Here is a 19,014-nt window from a genome sequence, read left to right on the forward strand (position 1 = left end):
TATGAACGATCCAACGATGAGTCTTCCTCAGTCTTCGCCTGAGAAGGGGGATACGCCTCCCCCTGAGTTTCTTCAGTCCGTCCCCTCCGGTGGGCGCAACAAGGTGGAGATCACGGTCAATCTGCGCAAGATTCCGTTGTTTGCCCAGTTGACAGACGCCGAGATGAAAGGGATCCGGGAGAATTTGCACTTTCGTTTCTTCGAGAAGCGTGCCACCGTGATCCAGCAAGGAACACCCAACGGGGGAATCGTCTTTTTACTGTCAGGACAGTTGCAATTGGTCCGGCTCACGGAAGATGGCCGCGCCATCGGTTTGGAGTTGGTTCCCGAGGGGGGATTCTTCGGAGAGATCAGTCTGCTCAACGAAGGCCCCTACGCGGCCTCCGCCATCACCCTCAGCCGGGTATTGGTCGCCATCCTGCCGCCCGTCCATGCCCTGCACCTGTTTGCCCACTCCCCCAGCGTGATCAACTATCTCCTGCGGTATATGGCCCGCCAGTTGCAACGGGACGCCGAATTCAAAACGCTGCTGGGCATCACCAACACCTCGCGGCGCATCATCAATTTCCTGTGGCTGATCAAGAAAGAAACCCCCACCAAACAATTTATCGTGGAGAACCTGCCCACCCACCAGGATATTGCCAATACGCTCAACACCAGTCGCGAAACCGTCACCCGCGTGCTGATCCTGTTAACCCAGAAGGGCATCATTCAGCGGGAAGCACACCGCCTGATCATTCTGGACCATGAGGCACTGACCCGGATGGCTCTGGAATAACAACTTCAGTGGGCGGCGTCGAAATGGGGAACCACATCCTGGGCTGTCTTGACCGGATTATGATCGAAGTAGTGAGCCAGTCGTTGGACGTCGTCCCGACTCAAAGTACCGGCATCGGCGTTGAGGTGCAGGTAACTGTTGAGGTAGTCATAGCGGGCTTTGGCCAAGTCCCGGCGTGCCTGATAGTATTGGGATTGGGCATTGAGCAGATCCAGGTTGACCCGTTCCCCCCCCAGAATGCTCATACGGGTAGCCTTGATCAGTTGCTGGGCTGAATCTACCGCCTTCTCCAAAGCACGAATCCGGGCAAAACTGCTCAGCACCAGACCATATTGCTTGTACAGATCCACCAGTACCTTATTGGTCTTGTCGTCGAGATCCGCCTGGGCCCGTTCCATATTGGCCTTGGCCTGACTGGACAGGGCGGTAACATAGCCCCCAGCGTAAAGGGGAATACTGAGTTCGATCCCAATGGAACGTACGAACATGTCCTGGGCAAAGGTATAGATGGATCCCTGATTGTTACGACTGACACTGCCCACGAGGTCCAGTTGAGGGGCGTGACCGGCCTGGTCCTTCTTGACTTCCTGTGCGCTGGCATCCACCGCATACTTTTGCGCTGTGATCTCAGGATTGTGGTCAAGCGCCAGGGCTTTCCACCCCTCAAAATCCTCTGGGTCGAGAGGGGATGGGTGGAATTCATCGGTCAGAGGTTCCAAATCAGGAACATCGGTTCCCACGATGCTGTTGAAACTGCGCTTGACGGTTGCCAGGTTCTCCTGGGCCTCGATTACCTGGGACTCGCTCAGGGCATACTTGGACTGGGTTTCCAGGGTGTCGGTCAAGGTGCCCTGCCCTTTCTGGAACAACCGCTCGTTCGCCTTCATCTGTTCCCCGTAGGCCGTATGCTGGGCCTGCACCAGATCGAGTTGGTCCTGGGCATACAACACATCCGTATAGGCTTGTACCAGGCGCAGGATCAGATCCTGAGCGTGTCCGGAAAACTGGGCATCACTGTAATTGGCCTGGGCCTTCCCCTGACGGTACATGGCCATGTCTCCCAGATTGAAGAGAGGCTGACGCAGGGACAGAGTCGTCACTTCACTGATGTAGTTGACTTGCTGACCCGGTTGGGGTGAACCCACATTTGAAATACCCAACAGGTTGGTGCCTTTTTGATAGTCCAAGGACAGGTTAGGCAGCAACTTTGAACGCCCCAAAGCCACGTTTTGCGCTCCTGCATCCCGTTCATGTTGCGCCGAACGGTAGGTCGGATCGTTCTGAAGCGCGGCATCCAGAGCTTCTTCCAGCCCCAGTGCCCACCCCTGACTGGAAACCAGCCCTAAAATGAGGACGAGGAGAGTACGTCTATGGGCGGTTCTCATGCGCTCATTCCTCGCTCATGGAGGTCTTGATACGATCGAACAGGGGTTTGAGCAGATAACTCATCATGGTTCGATTGCCGGTTTTGATGAAGGCCTCCACGGGCATCCCGGGACGCACCTGCAGATTGCCCAGAAGCCGGACGCCTTTTTCTGTCACTTCCGCACGCATGGTGTAATAGGACTGACCCGTTTTCTGATCGGTAAGACGGTCCGCCGATATCTCGGTCACCCGTCCCGGAACATGCGGCGTGGTGTTCCGGTTGAAGGCCGGAAAGGTCATGTCCACTTCCAGCCCCGGATGCATCTTGTCGATGAGTTCGAGGGGGATTTTCCCTTCGATGATGAGGGCATCGTGCGAGGGAACCACTTCCATCATGGGCACGCCGGGGGAAACGACGCCCCCCACAGTGAACACCTTGAGGTCCACCACCGTGCCGTCCACCGGCGATTTCACTTCCGTATTGCGCTGCTCGAAATCCTGGCTGGCGAGGCGGTGCCGGATCATTCCTACTTCTTTTTCCACATCGGTCAATTGCTGGTGGACCTCTTTTTGATAATCTTCCAGACGCTGGCTCTTCTTCAATTTCATTTCGGCTGCCTGACGCTGGGTATACCCCAGGCGCCCGCTCTCCTCAGCCATGATTCCATTGACTTCCGCCTGGTTTCGCTGCAAGTCCAGAAAACGGCTCTTGGCCACATATCCTTCCTTGACCAGATCGCGCATGTTGTCGATCTGTTCCGTCAGGTATTGAAGTTGCTGGGCGCGGCTGCTCCTGGCCAGTTCCAGTCCGGCAGCCTGCTGTTCCAGTCCGGCAATATTCTCGTCCATGGCCGAGAGTTCATTTTGCAGCGCCGAACGACGCGCTCCAAACAACTGTTGTTGCAGCGCCATGTCATCCTTGACCGGCGCCTCCCCTTGATGAGCCAATAGTTCCGGGGAAAACTGCAGACGGGTCCTGCCGTCCCGCTCGGCTTCCAGACGAGCCTCCACCGCCAGATCAGAGTAATACTGGGTCCGGCTCATTTCCGCCTGTGACTTGGTCTGGGTATCATTCATGCGTACCAGCACCTGTCCCGCCTTGACCGTGTCCCCTTCCTTGACCAGAATGGCTTCGACAATTCCGCCGGGCTGGTACTGGATTTCCTTGCGGTTGGTGGCAACTTCCACGATGCCGCTGATGGCCACCCCCTGATCCAGGGGCGCAAAAATCGCCCACAACAGGAATCCGCCCACCCCGCCCAACACGATCCACCAGCCCATGCGGGTGTACACCCGGTCATCGGTCTTGATGATTTCCACGGCCGTGGCATCGATGATGTCATGTTTCTTGCGTAATGGATTCACGGAATTCATCATGCCCCCTTCCCTTCCGCCGGTGCGGCCTGCTGGGCTTGTTGCTGTGCCTGCTGGAGTTGCTGTTGTTGGGCCAGATGGGCCAGGACCTGGTCGGTGGGGCCAAAGAGTTGGGCCACGCCATCCCGTATCAGGAGCAACTTGTTGGTCGCGCTGATGATACTGGTCCGATGGGTGATGAGGACAATGGTTTTTTTGCGTTGGCGCAGTTCCAGAATAGCGCGCACCAGAGCCTGTTCCCCCACGTCATCCAGATTGGAATTAGGCTCATCCAGTACCAGAACTGCCGGGTCGCCGTACATGGCCCGTGCCAGCCCAAGGCGTTGTTTCTGTCCGCCCGACAGCCCGTTCCCTCCATCCCCCAGGATCGTGTCATAACCCTTGGGCAATTGCAGGATCAGGTCATGCACTCCCGCGCGCTGTGCCGCTTCCACCACCAGTTCTGGAATCACCATACCGAAACGCGCGATGTTTTCACTCACGCTTCCCTCGAACAGTTCAATATCCTGGGGCAGATACCCCAAGTGCGGCCCCAACTGGTCCTTGTTCCACTGCACCACATCTGCGCCATCCAGGCGTACCTTGCCCATGATCGAGGGCCAGACCCCCACCAGTAAGCGCGCAAGGGTGGATTTACCCGAACCGCTAGGTCCGATCACGCCCAGCACATCGCCCGGCGCAATGGCCAGATTCAGTCCCTTGATCACGGGAATATTCGATCCCGGAGGAGCCGCCGTCACATTCTCCACGGTGAGGACCCCCTCTGGAGGCGGCAACTCCATGCCCGGGATGCGCGGTGGATTGGTGGCCAAGAGGAGCACCAGGCGCTCGTAAGCACTACGCGTGGCACTGAACTGCCGCCACACGCTGATGAGCAGTTGCACCGGTCCCATGGCCTTACCCATGAGGATGGAACCAGCAATCATCATCCCAGGGGTAATGCTGCCATTGATCGCCAGCCATCCCCCCACCCCCAGCACCAGGGATTGGGACGTCACTGACATAAACTTGGTTGCGGCGCCCACAATGCCCGCCTTTTCACTGGCCTCGGCCTGCAGGGTAATGAAACGGCTGTGCAGGGTGTACCAGCGCCGCTGCAAATGGGGCAACATCCCCATGGCCTCGATCACTTCAGCGTTACGCAGGTTATTGCTGGCCAGATTACTGGAGGTAATGGCCAGGGTATTGGCCTCGGACAGGGGTTTGTGGGAGACTTTTTCGTTGAGCCAGGCCAGCCAGATCAGGATCAGGGTGGTGACGAGGGAAAACAGGCCCAGCCAGACATTGAACAAAAAGATGACCAACAGATAAATGGGGAACCACGGCGCATCAAAAAAGGCAAAAAGGGCATTGCCGGTCATGAACTGGCGCAGGGCCGTCAAATCCTGCAGGGCCTGCCCCGCATTGCCGCCAGCTTTCCGGAGGCTTTGCTCGAAAGCCGCGGTGTACACCCGTTTGTTGAGTTTCTCATCCAGTTTGGCCCCCACCCGAATCAGGATGAAACTCCGCACAAACTCCAGGGCACTCATGAAAATGTAGGCCCCCACCGCCATGATCGTGACCATCAGCAAGGTCACCTCGTTGCGACTGGGTAGAACCCGATCATACACTTGCAACATATATAAGGAGGGGGCCAGCATCAGTAGATTGATGATGGCACTGAACACCCCTACCGTCCGAAAAACGCTACGGTAGGCCAATACCGCCTGACCGATTTCATTCTGGGGGATTTTTGGGAATGAATAAGGTGATTTCATGAATTGAAATGAAAAGTTAACAGTAACAACCTAGAATGGCTGAAATTTTTAAGTGACGGATGTCACAGAAAATAACGTGATTATCATCACAGGAATGTAGCATATCCCGATCCGTCTGTCCACGACAAAGTCGGGAATTACTGTAATCAGGATTGATTTGAGACAAAAAAACACAATACCGGGTTAGTGCTGGTCTAGTTCAAACTCTAAGGAGAATTACTCATCAAATTGTCTTCCGCACCCGAACCCCAACCTCCACATTGCTATCGCCCGACCAATCAGGTACGATTGGCATCCTGTCCAGTTAATTATCGTGGGTAAATTTGTCAACCTCGACCCATTCTTCACTGAAGTGTCATCATGAAAATTGGGGGGTATAGGGTGGAGGAGGTACCGTCGCCCGCACCGGACGGTAGGCCCGAGCCAACAGTTGCCGTCCTCATCGTCAATTACAATGGCGGAGAGATGCTCCTGAAATGCCTGTCCCACGTGCGCCGGCAAACCTGCACTTCGTTTCGCGTCATTGTCGTGGACAATGCCAGCAGCGATGGATCGCTCGAGGTGGCGGAACGGGCTTTCCCCGAAGTAACCTTCATTCGTGCAGGTTACAATTCCGGTTTTGCAGTGGGAAACAATCTTGGCATTGCCGCCGCCCAGGAGTGCGAATGGATCGCCTGTCTGAACCCGGATGCCTTTCCTGAGCCCCTTTGGCTGGAAAACCTGCTCAAGGCCAGCGTCCAGTACCCCCAGTTCAAATTTTTTGGCAGTCTCCTGCTGGCGGCAGAAGATCCGACCATTCTGGATGGAACCGAGGATATCTATCATGTCAGCGGTGCCGCCTGGCGCAAGAATTTTCGTGAACCGCGCAGTAAGGCAGGACATGAACTGATCGAGATTTTTGGGCCCTGTGCCGCAGCCTCCCTGTATCGGCGGGACATTCTGATGGAGGTCAACGGGTTTGACGAGCGCTTCTTCTGCTATTTCGAAGACGTGGATCTGGCCTTCCGCTTACGCCTGCAGGGCCATCGGTGCGCCTATGTCCCCGATGCCATCGTCCACCACATGGGATCGGCCATCACCGGCTACCAGAGTGACTTTACGGTGTACCATGGCCACCGGAACCTGGAATGGACCTTTTTCAAAAACATGCCTTCCCTTCTTCTGTGGATCTACCTGCCGCAACATCTGTTGTTGGTCCTGGCCAGCCTGGTAGCTTATTCCCTGCGCGGGAGGTGCAAATTGATCTTCCGCGCCAAACGTGATGCATTGCTCGGTTTGCCCACCGTCCTGAAGCAGCGCGCGCAGGTGCAACAGACACGAAAGGTATCCCCCGCCGCCCTATTGGCCGTCATGACCCGCGGGGTGTTTACCTCTTACGGGCGACGTTGGTAGATGTCGGCTTCCCTCTCGGTTTCTGTCGTGGTCTATCATCCTGTCGAGAAGGTCCTGAGGGATACCCTGGTTTCCCTGCGTCAGGCAATCCGCCTTGCGCTGGATATCGGAGTGCTTGCTCAGGCCCGCCTCATTCTGGTGGACAATGGCGAGGTACCCGGCCTGTTTGAACCTGATGACTATTTCCGGATCTTCGGGGAAGATTCCGATTCTATTGGGATGAGTTGTCATTCCGGTCACGGCAATATCGGTTACGGACGGGGTCACAATCTTGCGTTGTTCGAAACAACGTGTGACCACCATCTGGTTCTCAACCCGGATGTCATCCTTGAGCCAGACGCCCTGGTTCGTGCGCTCGAGTTTTGCGCGTCACACCCTTCGGTATCCCTGATTTCCCCCCGTTCTCAAACCCCGGACGGCAGCCCCGAATATCTTTGCAAACGCTATCCTGCCCTTCTGGATCTGTTATTGCGCGGATTTGCGCCAGTCTGGCTGAAGCACTTCTTTTCCGACAGACTGGCACGCTATGAGTATCGGGACGAAACCGGCCAGGGGGATTTTTTTTCTCCAGAAATCATCAGTGGCTGCTTCATGTTTGGAAGAACCGATGTTTTCCGTGCGCTCAATGGTTTTTCACCCCGCTATTTCATGTATTTTGAAGACTTTGATTTGAGTTTGCGGGCGCACCGACTGGGAAAACTCCAACATGTACCGACGGTCGAAGTCACCCATCTGGGTGGTAAGGCAGCGGGCAAAGGCTGGCGTCATATCTGGATGTTTGCCCGATCTGCCAGGGTATTCTATCGGATACACGGCTTGAAGGTGTGGTGACGGCATACGGAACACCGCACCCTCAGACGGTTTTCCTTGCCACCACCGTCATGAACTCGCTGCGCTCGGGAGAGAAAAGGTTCTGGAACTCCGCCCAATAAGCGGCCAGTCTGAGACCGAAAGGCAAAGGTTTCGCCCCATCCCCGGGTGGGGCGTTCGCGCAAATTCTCAGACTTTGTTCGTACATCCAATGCGTCGTGGGGTGTTCTGCCTGGAATTCGGAAGAGACAAATCCCGCCTGCTTCAATGCCAGGGCAAGGCTGCTTCGGTTGAAGAGTACCAGGTGCCGGGGCGGTTCCAGACCTCTCCAGTGTTGGCCAAATTTCTCATGCCCAAAACTTTCCAGGTTGGGGGTGGCAACCCACAGAACCCCCCCCGGCTTGAGTATTCTCAGGCACTCCCGAAGTGCTTCGAGAGGGTCGTGGACATGCTCGATGACATGGCTCAAGGTCACCACATCGAAGTGATCCGACAGCAGCCCGGTATGAGGCAATGTCCCTTGCTGTACCGTGGCACCGGTTGCTCTGGCGATTTCCACAGCCGCAGGGTCGGGATCGATTCCATGCGCCTGCCATCCCAGCGACAGGGCGATTTTCAGAAAATCTCCGTTTCCGCAACCGATATCCACCACGGTTCCGGTCTTGTTCACGGGAAGATGGCGGGCCATCAGGTCCAGAATCGCCTTCTTGCCGGGAAGCATCCGGATGATCCAGTAACCTGGTTCAAAGGTAGGCGCAAGCGACAGATGGTATTTGTGATTGAAATAACTATTCTTCAAACCGGACTTGAGCCTGCCCAAAAGAGTTTGCAGATCGGTTTGTCTGGTCTGTTGATGGGTGTAGTATTCGCTGTAGGCCAAGCCAATGGTCGCAGGGGTGGGGCGGGGATCCAGATAGGCGCTGTGGCACCCTTGACATCGATACAGCGACCATTTTCCAGGAGCGTGAAAGAGATGGTCTGTCAGGTCAGCGTACAAAGGTGTCCTTGGCTTTTCCCCGCACACCGGGCATTGATCCTGATTCTCCAGACCATGGGAAGGCCACGAGGGGACGGAATCGGCAGACGGCTCACTCATGATTCCCTTTGCTCGATGATTGCCTGAAAAAAAAGAGAATCGTTTCTCTTCGAAAGATCGTTGGCCCAAATTGCTGGTACAACAAGGTCACGGAAACCAGAACGCTGAGGAATACAGTCAGGATTCCGCTCATGCCATAGCCAACCAACCCATGGGCAAAGGCCGTGCTCAAATTGAAAACAGCGAACATCGTAATCGATATCAGGGATAACTTGATAAACAATTGTAACAGCCCGGTTGCCGAAAACAGCAGCATTGTATCGACCCACACGCGCAAACTCCAGGCGATGGCCGCACCGACGATCCCGAATTGGTGGACCAGAAACCACAAGGTCAGGAGATAAGGTGCAAGTTCCAGGAGATGGAATTTGGCCGGGACATCCGGACGATTTCTGCCCAGCAGGAACGAGAAGGGAACGAAGGCGATGGCATTGAGCCACAGTCCCAGCAGCAGGATATGCGCCACGGGCGCAGCACGGTTGGCCAGTTCCTGCCCTACCCACAGGATCAGGGCAGGCTTGACGAGAAAGAGAAAGGCAGTGATCGCTGGCGTCATGAGAACCATCACCGCCACCGTCGCCTGAACATTCAGGCGCTGTGCCTCATTTTCCTGAAGCGCAGCAAAACGAGGAAGCAACGCATTCTGAAGACTGGCGGGCAGAAGCATCAGGCCACTCACCAAATTGAAGGGGACCGTGTAGGCCGTGACCGAGGCTGCCCCGGATTGAGCTGCAATCACGAACCGGTCAAAGACGGTCAGCAGGGGACCGGCCAGGTTGGTGAGGGAAATCCATCCGCCATAACGCAATAAGGGAGGAATCTCACCAACATCCACAGAAGGTCTTGATTTGAGTGGAATGTGAGTTCGGCATAGAAAAAAAAGAAAAATGGCACCGGTCAACCGTCCGCCAATCATGCCCGCAATCAGGTAATTCAGGGAAACGTAACCAGACATTGCCAGCACCAGCGGCGTAACCTGATACAGGATCGTCGCTGCCAGTTGGCCGACATTCAGGGCAAGGAAGGCGCCTTTTCCCTGAAGCGCCCCCGTCAGCACGGAAGTGGCAGTGATGATGGGGGGGGCCCATACCAGCCAGGGTAGCGCCAACCCCAGTTCTTGTCTGAGTGCCAGGGGAACGCCCGACAGGAAATGATCGAGCAATACCCGGGAAAAGAAATAAAGAAGAACTGAACCCACCAATCCTGATCCAAGACACACCGCCAAGGCCGTCCAAAATACATTTTCCGTCTGCTCGGCAGGGCACTTTCCCAGGCTGGCGAGCCGGTTTGTAGTGGCTCGCCCGATACCAAGGTCAATGGCGCCAAGATAGGTCAGCAAGAGCCAGAGCAAGGTCAGGACCCCGTACCTGATCTCACCCACCAAACGAAGGTAGACGGGAACCGAGAGAAACAAAACCAGCGCGGCAAGCGTACTACCCGCAAAATTGATGACGGTGGAACGACCAATCTGGTGAGTTGCCTTGCGGTTATGAACGGTCATCGCGAAATGGAACTCACCAACCTGATATCGTAGGATGAGGAATTATAGGCTTTTCATTCCAAGACGGTACAAGTGGCTTTCCGGAAAACCGGCCACGGGGCTTGCGAATCATTTTGCAACCCTCTGAAAAAATCATGCAGGGTTACGCCCCCCTGGGTTTCAGGGAAATGGCCAGCACCCCTGCCATGACCAGCATCGAGCCCAGGATTTGCTGCAGGGCAAAGGATTCTCCCAGAAACACATGGGCCAGGTACAGGGTGGTCACCGGGCCCAGGGAGCCGATCAGCGCCGTCTTTCCGGAACCGATCATCCGGATCCCTGCCGACAGCAGAAAAAACGGGATCGCGGTTGAAAATATTGCCATGGCCAGGCCCAATTCATAAACACGCAGCGGCAGTCACCTGTGGCAGATGAAAAATCAATCAATATACAAGTGGATAAAGCAGTGGCGCGGCGCAACATGGAACGTAAACCCGCACAGAATCATCCTTGTATATTGAAAGGCTATATTTTAATATGCACGGATGATACCGAGAAAACTTTTCCCAATCGCCGACCGCGCGCTGAACGAGTTTCCGGCTGTTGCCCTGCTCGGGCCCCGACAGTCCGGCAAAACCACCCTGGCCAAGGCATTGGCGCAGGCGCGTAGCGCAAGTGTGTCAACAGTGTCCATATTTTCCACTTTTACGGTCTGCTGAGGCCGTTTCTTGCGCTGCTTGACAGCGCGGAACTGGATGTTGTCGCAGAACGGGGGAATCAGCGCATGGCATTTGAAATCAAACTTTCCAGCGCCCCCGGATTGAGCAAGGGGTTCTGGTCCGCTCTGTCCGACCTGAAACCTGACAACACCTTCGTCATTGCCCCGGTGACCAGTGCCTACCCATTGGCCCCCGGGGTCGAGGTCGTCCCAGCCACTGAACTTGCGAATTGTTTTACAACCCTCTGAAAAAATCATGCAGGGTTACGCCCCCCTGGGTTTCAGGGAAATGGCCAGCACCCCAGCCATGACCAGCATCGAACCCAGGATTTGCTGCAGGGCAAAGGATTCTCCCAGGAACACATGGGCCAGGCCCAATTCATAAACGCGCAGGAACAGGATCAACCGTTCCAGGCCCGCCAAGATGTAACGCAGTCCGAGAAAATCCAGCAGGCTGGAGGCATAGTAACCCACCAGCCCAAGAGCCAGAATGGTCCACCAGTCCTGCTTTTCAAGGGGCATGGCAGGGTTCCGGCTGAACAAACCGGTGATCAGCATCCGTCTTACTATGCAAGCCGGACCACGGCACGTGCTGTAATCTCCACCCCCATAGCATCCATCAGTTTCCGCACGGTTTCATAGCGCGGCTTTGCCCCAGGCGCAAGAACTTTATACAAACTCTCGCGGCTTAGTCCGGCATCCTTCGCAATTTTTGCCATGCCACGCGCTTTTGCGACATCCCCCAGCGCAGACAAGAACGCGTCAGGGTTGCTATCCTCCAATGCAGCGGCCAAATATTCAGCAATCATTTCCTCGCTGTCGAGATAGTTGGACGCATCAAAGCGGGCTACGGTAATTTTTTTGGTCATGATTTAACCCTCATCAAGTTGTTTTTTAATGGCCTCGGCGCGTGCAATATCACGTTTTTGCGTAGATTTATCGCCACCGCACAACAGCAGATACACCACGCTTTCGCATTGAACAAAATACACCCGATACCCTGCGCCCAAGTGAATGCGCATTTCGCTGATACCACCCCCAACGGGTTCACAATCTCCGAAATTTCCGCTTTCCGCATTCTTGATGCGGCTGACAATTCGCGCACGTGCGCGAATATCGCGCAACCCCTCAAGCCATTCGTCAAATATGTTGGTTGTGTTAATCGTGTACATGGACGATATTGTAGCCGATTGGCTACATAAACTCAATAACGTCTCGTGGCGAAGGATTCGCCCAGAAATACATGGGCCAGATACAGGGTGGTCACCGGGCCCAGGGAGCCGATCAGCGCCGTCTTTCCGGAACCGATCATCCGGATGACTTTGGAATAACTGGGGTCCGGATTTTATTGTAGGCAACTGAACAATAGTAATGGAATGGACGCCCACTTCCCCAAACGGCATCAAAGTGCCAAAGTGTGGGTCGTGTAGACCACAAAACGGGAGGAGCGTCCAAATGAAGATTACGACAATTGGCATCGACTTGGCAAAGGAAGTTTTCCAGATTCATGGCGTGGATAGCCATGGCAAGGTTGCAATACGCAAACAGGTGAAGCGAAAAGACATGGCAAAATTCTTTGCGAATATTGAACCGTGTTTGATCGGGATGGAAGCCTGCGGCAGCGCGCATCACTGGTCGAGGAAACTGGGCGGTTTCGGTCATACCGTCAAGTTGATGGCGCCACAATTTGTGAAGCCGTATGTGAAGACGAACAAGAATGATGTGGCGGATGCGGATGCGATCTGTGAAGCGGTGGGCAGGCCGAATATGCGATTTGTTCCGCAGAAGACGGTGGAGCAGCAGGCGATTCTGTCGGTACACCGGGCAAGGCAAGGTTTTGTGAAAACCAGGACAGCGCAGGGCAATCAGATCAGGGGACTGCTTTCGGAGTTCGGTATTGTGATACCGAAAGGGATCGATGCCATTGCCAAGCGGATACCTGAGATTCTGGAGGATGCCGAGAATGGATTACCCGGCACGATACGCCAGTTGCTGGATCGATTGACGAAGAATCTAAAAGAGATGGATCGCCAGGTAAATGAACTCGAAGCCCAGATACAGCGGTGGCATAAAGAAAACGAAGCCAGCAGCAAATTGGCAGAGATCCCGGGAATTGGACCGATCACGGCGAGTGCTATCGTGGCCTCGGTGGGGGATGCACGGGAATTCAAGAATGGCCGACAAATGGCAGCATGGATGGGGTTGGTTCCCCGACAGAACTCCAGCGGCGGCAAGCAGACATTGTTGGGCATCAGCAAACGCGGCGATACCTACCTACGCACCTTGCTGATTCACGGAGCGCGAGCCGTTACCCGGTTTGCAGAAACCAAGGCAAAACCTGACAGTTGGTTGAGGCAACTGATGGGCAGGCGCAACAAAAATGTGGCGGCGGTTGCCTTGGCAAACAAGAATGCCCGGATCGCTTGGGCGATTCTGGCGAAGGGCGTAATATTCCGCCCTGATTATACCCCGGCTGCCGTTGTTGCCGGTGCATAATCAGGGCGGTCGAGTACACCCGGTATCAACAAACGAGTAAAGGAGTGACACCACCGATTGCACAGGCAATCATGAAATGATGGCGAGACAGGTCAGACCGTGAGTGGCAAAACCTGCAGAGGTCCACAGTGCGTGAAGCACGCTATAGTGATCAGGAGCTACTCAGCGTATTCCATCAGGGATAGAAGCCTTGTGCTTCACAGAAAATCCGGATGTATGGCTGCAATCTTTACCTTCTCAAAATCATTAATTGAAAGCTTGGCAAAAAAGTGGGCGTCCATGTATGGTCCTCTGTCTTTATAAAATCAGTCCTCGTCCAGTATCGCTTGATCAGGTATGATTCGGCGCAAAAAACCGTCGAATAGCGGGACCGTAAAGTTCAGCAATCCATGGGCGGGACTGTAAATCATGCCCTCCTTGATCATTTTTGCACGGACCGGCCCCAAGGTCGAAGATTCGACACCCATGCCCGTGGCGACATCCCGAAAACGATAGGGTCCAGCCCCCAGTTCGGCAATAGCCCGAAGAAAAGTTTTTTCACTGGGAGCAAGCCGGTCAAAACGAACCCGAAAGAAATTGGCGTCCAGCCGATCAATGGCCATTGGGGTGGCTGTTTGTATATCTGGCAAAGCGATTGATGGGCCGTGTGCTTGATTCCAACTGATATAGCCCAACTCCTGAACAAAATAGGGGTACCCTTCGGTGATACGGAAGATTTCCTCCAAGGCATCTTCCGTAAATAGTGCACCGGCGGCCTGCGCCGGATCCTGCAGCGCCTTGGACGCGTCGGCTTGGGACAAAGGTCCAACGCTGGGGTAAGCGAAAAGACGTTCGGCATAGGATTTGGACTGCCCCGCCAGCGCTGGAAGAATAGGCAACCCGGCTCCAATCAACGCGAGAGGAAGTTGCTGTTGCTGTATCCGATGCATGGCCATGATCAGAGCGCTGAATTCCAACTTGCTGAGATACTGTACCTCATCAATCAACAGGATGATGAGTGTACCCTTTTCCAATGCCGCTTCGGCCACCGCCTGAAAAAGACGTGGCAGATCTGCTTCCATATCCCCGCTGTCGGCAGCTCCCACAAACGGTTCAATATCCATGGAAAATTCAATATCCGATATTTTTACCCGAAGCGCCCCTACAAAACTCTGCAGAACGGCCAGCCCCCTTTTCACCTGGTGATTCAAACCAGCGAGGCGATTCAGGTCATACAGTAGTTCTCGCACTGGCGGAACCAGCAAGGCTGCCAGATTCTTCCCGGTATGGGCCTCAAGGCTGATCGTATGGTATCCGGCGGCGCGAGCCTTGCGCCCGATCTCGTTTAACAGCACCGTCTTGCCCACACCACGCAAGCCCGTCAACATAAGGCTTTGTTCTGCCCGCTGCCGCCGCACCCGAGCCATGAGAATATCGGCCCGTTCCAGAATTTCAGAGCGGCCTACGAGTTCGGGTGGTGGTGCCCCTGCTCCAGGAGAAAATGGGTTGGCAATGACATCCATGACATCACCTCTTTGAATGATAGCGAGGTTATAGCAAATCCTACACATTTATACCATATCATATCTACTTTAAGGTAGACCGAATTAGATATTAGCATCAATCAATAAAAAAGGCAGACCTACCCTTTCGTCGTTACGCCCCCCTGGGTTTCAGGGAAATGGCCAGCACCCCTGCCATGACCAGCATCGAGCCCAGGATTTGCTGCAGGGCAAAGGATTCTCCCAGGAATACATGGGCCAGGTACAGGGTGGTCACCGGGCCCAGGGAGCCGATCAGCGCCGTCTTTCCGGAACCGATCATCCGGATCCCTGCCGACAGCAGAAAAAACGGGATCGCGGTTGAAAATATTGCCATGGCCAGGCCCAATTCATAAACGCGCAGGGACAGGGGAGGCAGATGCAGCGGATGGCTGACCGCGAACTGCGCCATGACGGCGAAGCAGGACACGATGGAGGCAAAGGAAGTGAATCGCGTCGCCCCGATCCGGGCAATGGCTCGTCCTGCGCCCACCAGATAAACGGAATAGGTCAGGGTACTCACAAACACCAGGGTCGCCCCCAGCACCAGCCCTTTTCCCTCCAGATGGAGATTCTGCATGAACACCAGAGCGATGCCGACATAACTCAGCAGCAGCGCCAGTATTTCCCAGCGCCGGAGGGTGCGCCGGCTGAGGACCGCAGACATCAGCATGACCATGGTGGGGTACAGGAACAGGATCAACCGTTCCAGGCCCGCCGAGATGTAGCGCAGTCCGAGGAAATCCAGCAGGCTGGAGGCATAGTAACCCACCAGCCCAAGAGCCAGAATGGTCCACCAGTCCTGCTTTTCAAGGGGCCTGGCAGGGTTCCGGCTGAACAAACCGGTGACCAGGAAAACGGGAAGGGAAAAGATCATGCGCAGTGTCAGCAGCGTCACGGCATCCACCGGTTCCTGATAGGCCAGTTTGACGAAAATGGCCTTGGTGGAAAAACCGATGGCCGCCAATGCGGCAAAGGCCGTGCCCACCAGTGCGGCGCGTCGTATCCCTCTATTCTTTTGTTGTGTGTCGTCCATAAGACCCCTTCATGGTGAATGCGGGCCTTGGAGCGAGGATGAGAAACCTTTGCGGTCAGACCCGCAGCGGTTTCGTAAAATTCAAAGTGGCGTGAAAGCGCTGCGCTGGGGATGAGGACAAGTCCACAGTCGCAGTCGTTTGGAAATCAGGAAGTCGCCCAAAAGGGCGTTGCAGGAGGTCATGGGGTCGAATGTACGGAAGATTGGAAGAACTGTCAATGAAAACATCCTGTGTTCCCGCCCTGAAGGGCAAGGTTTGTCGCGCATCCGATCAATTCTGACGCAAGTTCTTCAAGTGAAATTGCTTCGACGTCAGCGGCCAGACGGTAACGCTCGGCACCGGGGTAAACCACAAATTTCTTTGCGGGCTGAAGATCGGCACATGCTTCATGAAATCCGCGCTCCAATTTGGGGGCAAGGCTGCGTTTGATCTCGACTGCCCAATGAATCCCGTCTGGCCATGAGAGCAACAGGTCGATTTCTGCACCACTGCTGGTGCGATAGAAATGGCCTTGTACTGTGGGTGTCGCGCAATCAAGCAGGTTTTCGATGGCATAACATTCCCAACTCTGCCCTACGACAGGGTGGGAAAGCAGGGATTCCTTGTCAGAGATGTTCAGCAGCGCATGAACCAGACCGCTATCCCGCACATAGACTTTGGGCGACTTTACCAGTCGCTTGCCCAGATTGGCATGCCAGGGAGGAAGACGACGGACGAGCAGCATATCCACCAGCAAATCGAGATACCCGGCAGCAGTCTTGGCATCCACACCAAGGTTCCGGGCCAACTGCGCCGTGTTCAGCAAGCCCCCCTGATGATGCGCAAGCATGCTCCAAAAGCGGCGTAGCGTTTCGGCTGCAATTCTGGGACCGAACTGGGGAATATCGCGTTCCAGATAGGTACGAATGAAATCCTGTCTCCAGCGCAAACTACGCGCCGCATCAGAGGCCAGCAGACTTTCAGGGAAGCCGCCGCGCACCCAGAGATCGTCCACCGGCATGCCCCGGGTCTCCAGTACATGAAATGGGGTAAGTTCAAGGTAAGCAATGCGGCCAGCCAATGTTTCACCAGACTGCCTGAGCAAGTCCAGGGAGGCAGAGCCAAGTAGCAGATACATTCCGGAACTGCGGCCTGCGCGTCGGCCTTGATCTATGAGACCTCGTAATATCGGAAAAAGCCCCGGCGCACGATGAATTTCGTCAAGTATGACCAGCCGGTCCTGGTGATCACGAAGATAAAGTTCAGGCTGCGCCAATTTGGCACGATCCTGTTCGGATTCGAGATCGAGATAAAGCGCGTTATGGCGCTGACCGATTTCCAAAGCCAGCGTTGTTTTTCCCACTTGGCGTGGACCGAGCAACGCCACTGCCGGTGCATGAGCGATGGCATCCGAAAGTTGAGCATCAAGAGATCGGCGGATCATCCCTGCAATTATGGACAACCATTCCGTGAATTGCAAGGATATTCGTCAGATAGGGCCACGAGATCCGCTGCTGGACGAAAAAAACCCCCTCAATGCAAGGGGGTTGGAAGACAGTTTCAGGAGGGGTCCTAAACTGATGGCTCAATTGTAATTGATAATCATTATCAAGTAAAGCCCCTGCAACAGAAAGCGGATAATCGCCAGACGCAAGCCAAGTTCGAGTGTGTGGAATGCGGCTTCAAGGAAAACGCCGATATTGCATGTCATCCGTTTTGGGTATTACAATAAACACTAACGTAATACAAAAGGACTCATGCGATGTCGACGACACTTACCAGCAAGGGTCAGGTCACCATCCCCAAGCAGATCCGCGATGCGCTGAATCTGGCGCCCGGCTGTTCGGTAGATTTTGTCGTCAATCGCGAGGGGGATGTGGTCATTCACAAAGTCAGCGCCCGGGCCAGTCACAAGCCCGACCGCTTTGAATCTGCCCGTGGCAAAGCCGATGTAAAATGGCGGACTGACGATCTGATGGCACTACTGCGCGGCGAAGGCTGATGTTACTGGTCGACACCAACGTGCTGGTCGACGTGCTGGAGAACGATCCGGAATGGGCGGACTGGTCAATTGGCCAACTGCGTGCGCAATCGAAAGTTCACCGACTGGCGATCAACCCGGTCATCTACGCCGAACTGTCGCTGACCTTCTCGACCGTCGAGGCGCTGGACAAAACCATTGAGGAATTGGCCCTGACATTGATCGAGGTGCCGCGCCCGGCATTATTTCTCGCAGGCAAAGCTTTCGTGCGTTATCGCCGCCAGGGTGGAAACAGGAACAATGTGCTTGCCGACTTCTTCATCGGTGCGCATGCGACCGTGTCACGCTATCCGCTACTGACCCGCGATACTCGCCGTTACGCCACCTATTTTTCCGATATTCAACTGGTCGTGCCAGATCGAGCATAGGGGCTGAGTCAATGGCCTGTTTGAAAGTAAGGATTATAAACACTCAAACCCTTTGAGGGACGGTAGAATGCCCTCATGTCGTCCCCTTCTCCCCCTCCCTCTCCTACCTACAACCTCAATCAGCAATTGCTGAGGTATCTGGGTTTGGCGATCGCCGTGGGAATATCCGGCTCACTCGCCGTCCTCGCCTTTCACCAACTCCTTTTGTGGCTGGAGGAGATCCTGTACGGCTCAAACGAGGGATTGGTGGCCAATGCAGCCCGTCTGGCGCCGGGGGTTCGGATATTTTTTCCGGCCTGCGGCGGATTGATTGCGGGCGTGATCCTGCAATATTTCCTGATCTCCAGAAAAAATGACGCTGGCACAGACTATATGGAAGTGATTGCGGCGGGCAGCGACGTTCCCGTGCGCTCCTCGCTGTTGAAGTCGGTGGCCTCGGCCGCAACGGTGATTTCGGGCGGCTCGATCGGGCGCGAAGGTTCCATGGTCCAGTTGGCGGCGCTGACCGGAAGCATTTTCGGCAGGATCCTCCACCTGACCGCTGCGGAACGGCGCTTTGCAGTGGCCTGTGGGGCAGCGGCGGGATTGGCCGGCGCTTACAACACACCGATTGCCGGTGCGTTGTTCGTCGTTGAAATCATTCTGGGCGAGATCGGGGTGAGAAGCCTCGGCCCCCTTTTGCTGGCAGCGGCGATTGCGGATTTCGTGGTGCGCCACATCAGTGGTGCCGCCCCCATCTTCGCGGCGACACCCGGCAATTTGCAAAGCCTGATGGAACTGCTCATGGTGGTGGGAATGGGGCT

19 protein-coding genes and 1 pseudogene are annotated in these 19,014 nt (G+C 55.2%); 8 read left to right on the plus strand and 12 right to left on the minus strand.

The window, feature by feature from the left end:
* The first annotated feature begins 16 nt into the window (after positions 1-16).
* Positions 17-778: a Crp/Fnr family transcriptional regulator gene (locus M6F29_RS06115; RefSeq protein WP_298157969.1), complete on the plus strand. Its 762-nt coding sequence runs from the start codon at positions 17-19 to the stop codon at positions 776-778.
* Between the two features lie 5 nt (positions 779-783).
* Here the strand turns inward: M6F29_RS06115 and M6F29_RS06120 are convergent, their stop codons facing one another.
* Genes M6F29_RS06120 through M6F29_RS06130 form a run of 3 tightly spaced genes read right to left on the minus strand, consistent with a single transcriptional unit; the run spans position 784 to position 5,274 of the window.
* The gene (locus M6F29_RS06120; protein WP_298157970.1) at positions 784-2,163 is read right to left on the minus strand and encodes a TolC family outer membrane protein; all 1,380 of its coding nucleotides are present in this window, start codon (positions 2,161-2,163) and stop codon (positions 784-786) included.
* A 4-nt stretch (positions 2,164-2,167) separates the two neighbouring features.
* Positions 2,168-3,520, minus strand: coding sequence for an HlyD family type I secretion periplasmic adaptor subunit (locus M6F29_RS06125; protein ID WP_297479776.1), 1,353 nt, complete (start codon positions 3,518-3,520; stop codon positions 2,168-2,170).
* Positions 3,517-5,274, minus strand: a complete 1,758-nt coding sequence (locus M6F29_RS06130) for a type I secretion system permease/ATPase (protein ID WP_298157971.1) — start codon at positions 5,272-5,274, stop codon at positions 3,517-3,519. The genes M6F29_RS06125 and M6F29_RS06130 overlap by 4 nt, the downstream gene beginning before the upstream one ends.
* A 360-nt stretch (positions 5,275-5,634) precedes the next feature.
* Between M6F29_RS06130 and M6F29_RS06135 the strand changes: the two genes are divergently transcribed.
* Both M6F29_RS06135 and M6F29_RS06140 read left to right on the plus strand, forming a co-directional pair.
* Positions 5,635-6,666: a glycosyltransferase family 2 protein gene (locus M6F29_RS06135; RefSeq protein ID WP_298157972.1), complete on the plus strand. Its 1,032-nt coding sequence runs from the start codon at positions 5,635-5,637 to the stop codon at positions 6,664-6,666.
* On the plus strand, positions 6,667-7,497 hold the full coding sequence (locus tag M6F29_RS06140; RefSeq protein WP_298157973.1) for a glycosyltransferase family protein: 831 nt from the start codon (positions 6,667-6,669) through the stop codon (positions 7,495-7,497).
* Positions 7,498-7,519: 22 nt separating this feature from the next.
* Here the strand turns inward: M6F29_RS06140 and M6F29_RS06145 are convergent, their stop codons facing one another.
* From M6F29_RS06145 to M6F29_RS06155, 3 genes are all read right to left on the minus strand, one after another.
* The gene (locus M6F29_RS06145; protein WP_298157974.1) at positions 7,520-8,572 is read right to left on the minus strand and encodes a class I SAM-dependent methyltransferase; all 1,053 of its coding nucleotides are present in this window, start codon (positions 8,570-8,572) and stop codon (positions 7,520-7,522) included.
* The gene (locus M6F29_RS06150; RefSeq protein WP_298157975.1) at positions 8,565-10,073 is read right to left on the minus strand and encodes a flippase; all 1,509 of its coding nucleotides are present in this window, start codon (positions 10,071-10,073) and stop codon (positions 8,565-8,567) included. The genes M6F29_RS06145 and M6F29_RS06150 overlap by 8 nt, the downstream gene beginning before the upstream one ends.
* Positions 10,074-10,215: 142 nt before the next feature.
* Positions 10,216-10,437, minus strand: coding sequence for an EamA family transporter (locus M6F29_RS06155; protein WP_298157976.1), 222 nt, complete (start codon positions 10,435-10,437; stop codon positions 10,216-10,218).
* Positions 10,438-10,803: 366 nt separating this feature from the next.
* Here M6F29_RS06155 and M6F29_RS06160 point away from each other — a divergent pair, with 366 nt between their 5' ends.
* Positions 10,804-11,019: a DUF4143 domain-containing protein gene (locus M6F29_RS06160; protein WP_524537711.1), complete on the plus strand. Its 216-nt coding sequence runs from the start codon at positions 10,804-10,806 to the stop codon at positions 11,017-11,019.
* A 15-nt stretch (positions 11,020-11,034) separates the two neighbouring features.
* Here the strand turns inward: M6F29_RS06160 and M6F29_RS06165 are convergent.
* The 3 genes and pseudogenes from M6F29_RS06165 to M6F29_RS06175 all read right to left on the minus strand — a co-directional run.
* Positions 11,035-11,274, minus strand: a pseudogene (locus tag M6F29_RS06165) (EamA/RhaT family transporter); the annotation flags it as partial.
* A gap of 62 nt (positions 11,275-11,336) precedes the next feature.
* Positions 11,337-11,639, minus strand: coding sequence for an addiction module antidote protein (locus M6F29_RS06170; RefSeq protein ID WP_297479724.1), 303 nt, complete (start codon positions 11,637-11,639; stop codon positions 11,337-11,339).
* Positions 11,640-11,642: 3 nt separating this feature from the next.
* Entirely contained in the window at positions 11,643-11,942 is a 300-nt protein-coding gene (locus M6F29_RS06175; protein ID WP_298157979.1) for a type II toxin-antitoxin system RelE/ParE family toxin, read from the minus strand.
* Positions 11,943-12,225: 283 nt separating this feature from the next.
* Here M6F29_RS06175 and M6F29_RS06180 point away from each other — a divergent pair, with 283 nt between their 5' ends.
* The gene (locus M6F29_RS06180) at positions 12,226-13,266 is read left to right on the plus strand and encodes an IS110 family RNA-guided transposase (RefSeq protein WP_298157984.1); all 1,041 of its coding nucleotides are present in this window, start codon (positions 12,226-12,228) and stop codon (positions 13,264-13,266) included.
* Between the two features lie 305 nt (positions 13,267-13,571).
* Here the strand turns inward: M6F29_RS06180 and M6F29_RS06185 are convergent, their stop codons facing one another.
* The 3 genes from M6F29_RS06185 to M6F29_RS06195 all read right to left on the minus strand — a co-directional run bounded on the left by M6F29_RS06185 (position 13,572) and on the right by M6F29_RS06195 (position 17,246).
* Entirely contained in the window at positions 13,572-14,768 is a 1,197-nt protein-coding gene (locus tag M6F29_RS06185) for a DUF8462 domain-containing protein (RefSeq protein WP_298157980.1), read from the minus strand.
* A 133-nt stretch (positions 14,769-14,901) separates the two neighbouring features.
* Positions 14,902-15,822, minus strand: a complete 921-nt coding sequence (locus M6F29_RS06190; RefSeq protein WP_298157981.1) for a DMT family transporter — start codon at positions 15,820-15,822, stop codon at positions 14,902-14,904.
* 215 nt (positions 15,823-16,037) lie between these two features.
* Positions 16,038-17,246, minus strand: coding sequence for an ATP-binding protein (locus M6F29_RS06195; protein WP_298157982.1), 1,209 nt, complete (start codon positions 17,244-17,246; stop codon positions 16,038-16,040).
* 318 nt (positions 17,247-17,564) lie between these two features.
* Here M6F29_RS06195 and M6F29_RS06200 point away from each other — a divergent pair, with 318 nt between their 5' ends.
* The 3 genes from M6F29_RS06200 to M6F29_RS06210 form a co-directional block, all read left to right on the plus strand.
* Positions 17,565-17,804 carry an AbrB/MazE/SpoVT family DNA-binding domain-containing protein gene (locus M6F29_RS06200; RefSeq protein WP_297457398.1) on the plus strand — a complete coding sequence of 80 codons (240 nt, stop codon included), beginning with the start codon at positions 17,565-17,567 and terminating at the stop codon, positions 17,802-17,804.
* A complete protein-coding gene (locus M6F29_RS06205) occupies positions 17,804-18,211 on the plus strand; it encodes a type II toxin-antitoxin system VapC family toxin (protein ID WP_297457401.1) in 408 nt (135 codons plus the stop codon). Before M6F29_RS06200 ends, M6F29_RS06205 begins: the two co-directional genes overlap by 1 nt.
* 75 nt (positions 18,212-18,286) lie before the next feature.
* On the plus strand, positions 18,287-19,014 hold a 728-nt coding region (locus M6F29_RS06210), incomplete at its 3' end, for a chloride channel protein (RefSeq protein WP_298157983.1).

Source organism: Ferrovum sp. (assembly GCF_027317285.1).
Classification (GTDB): Bacteria; Pseudomonadota; Gammaproteobacteria; order Burkholderiales; family Ferrovaceae; genus Ferrovum.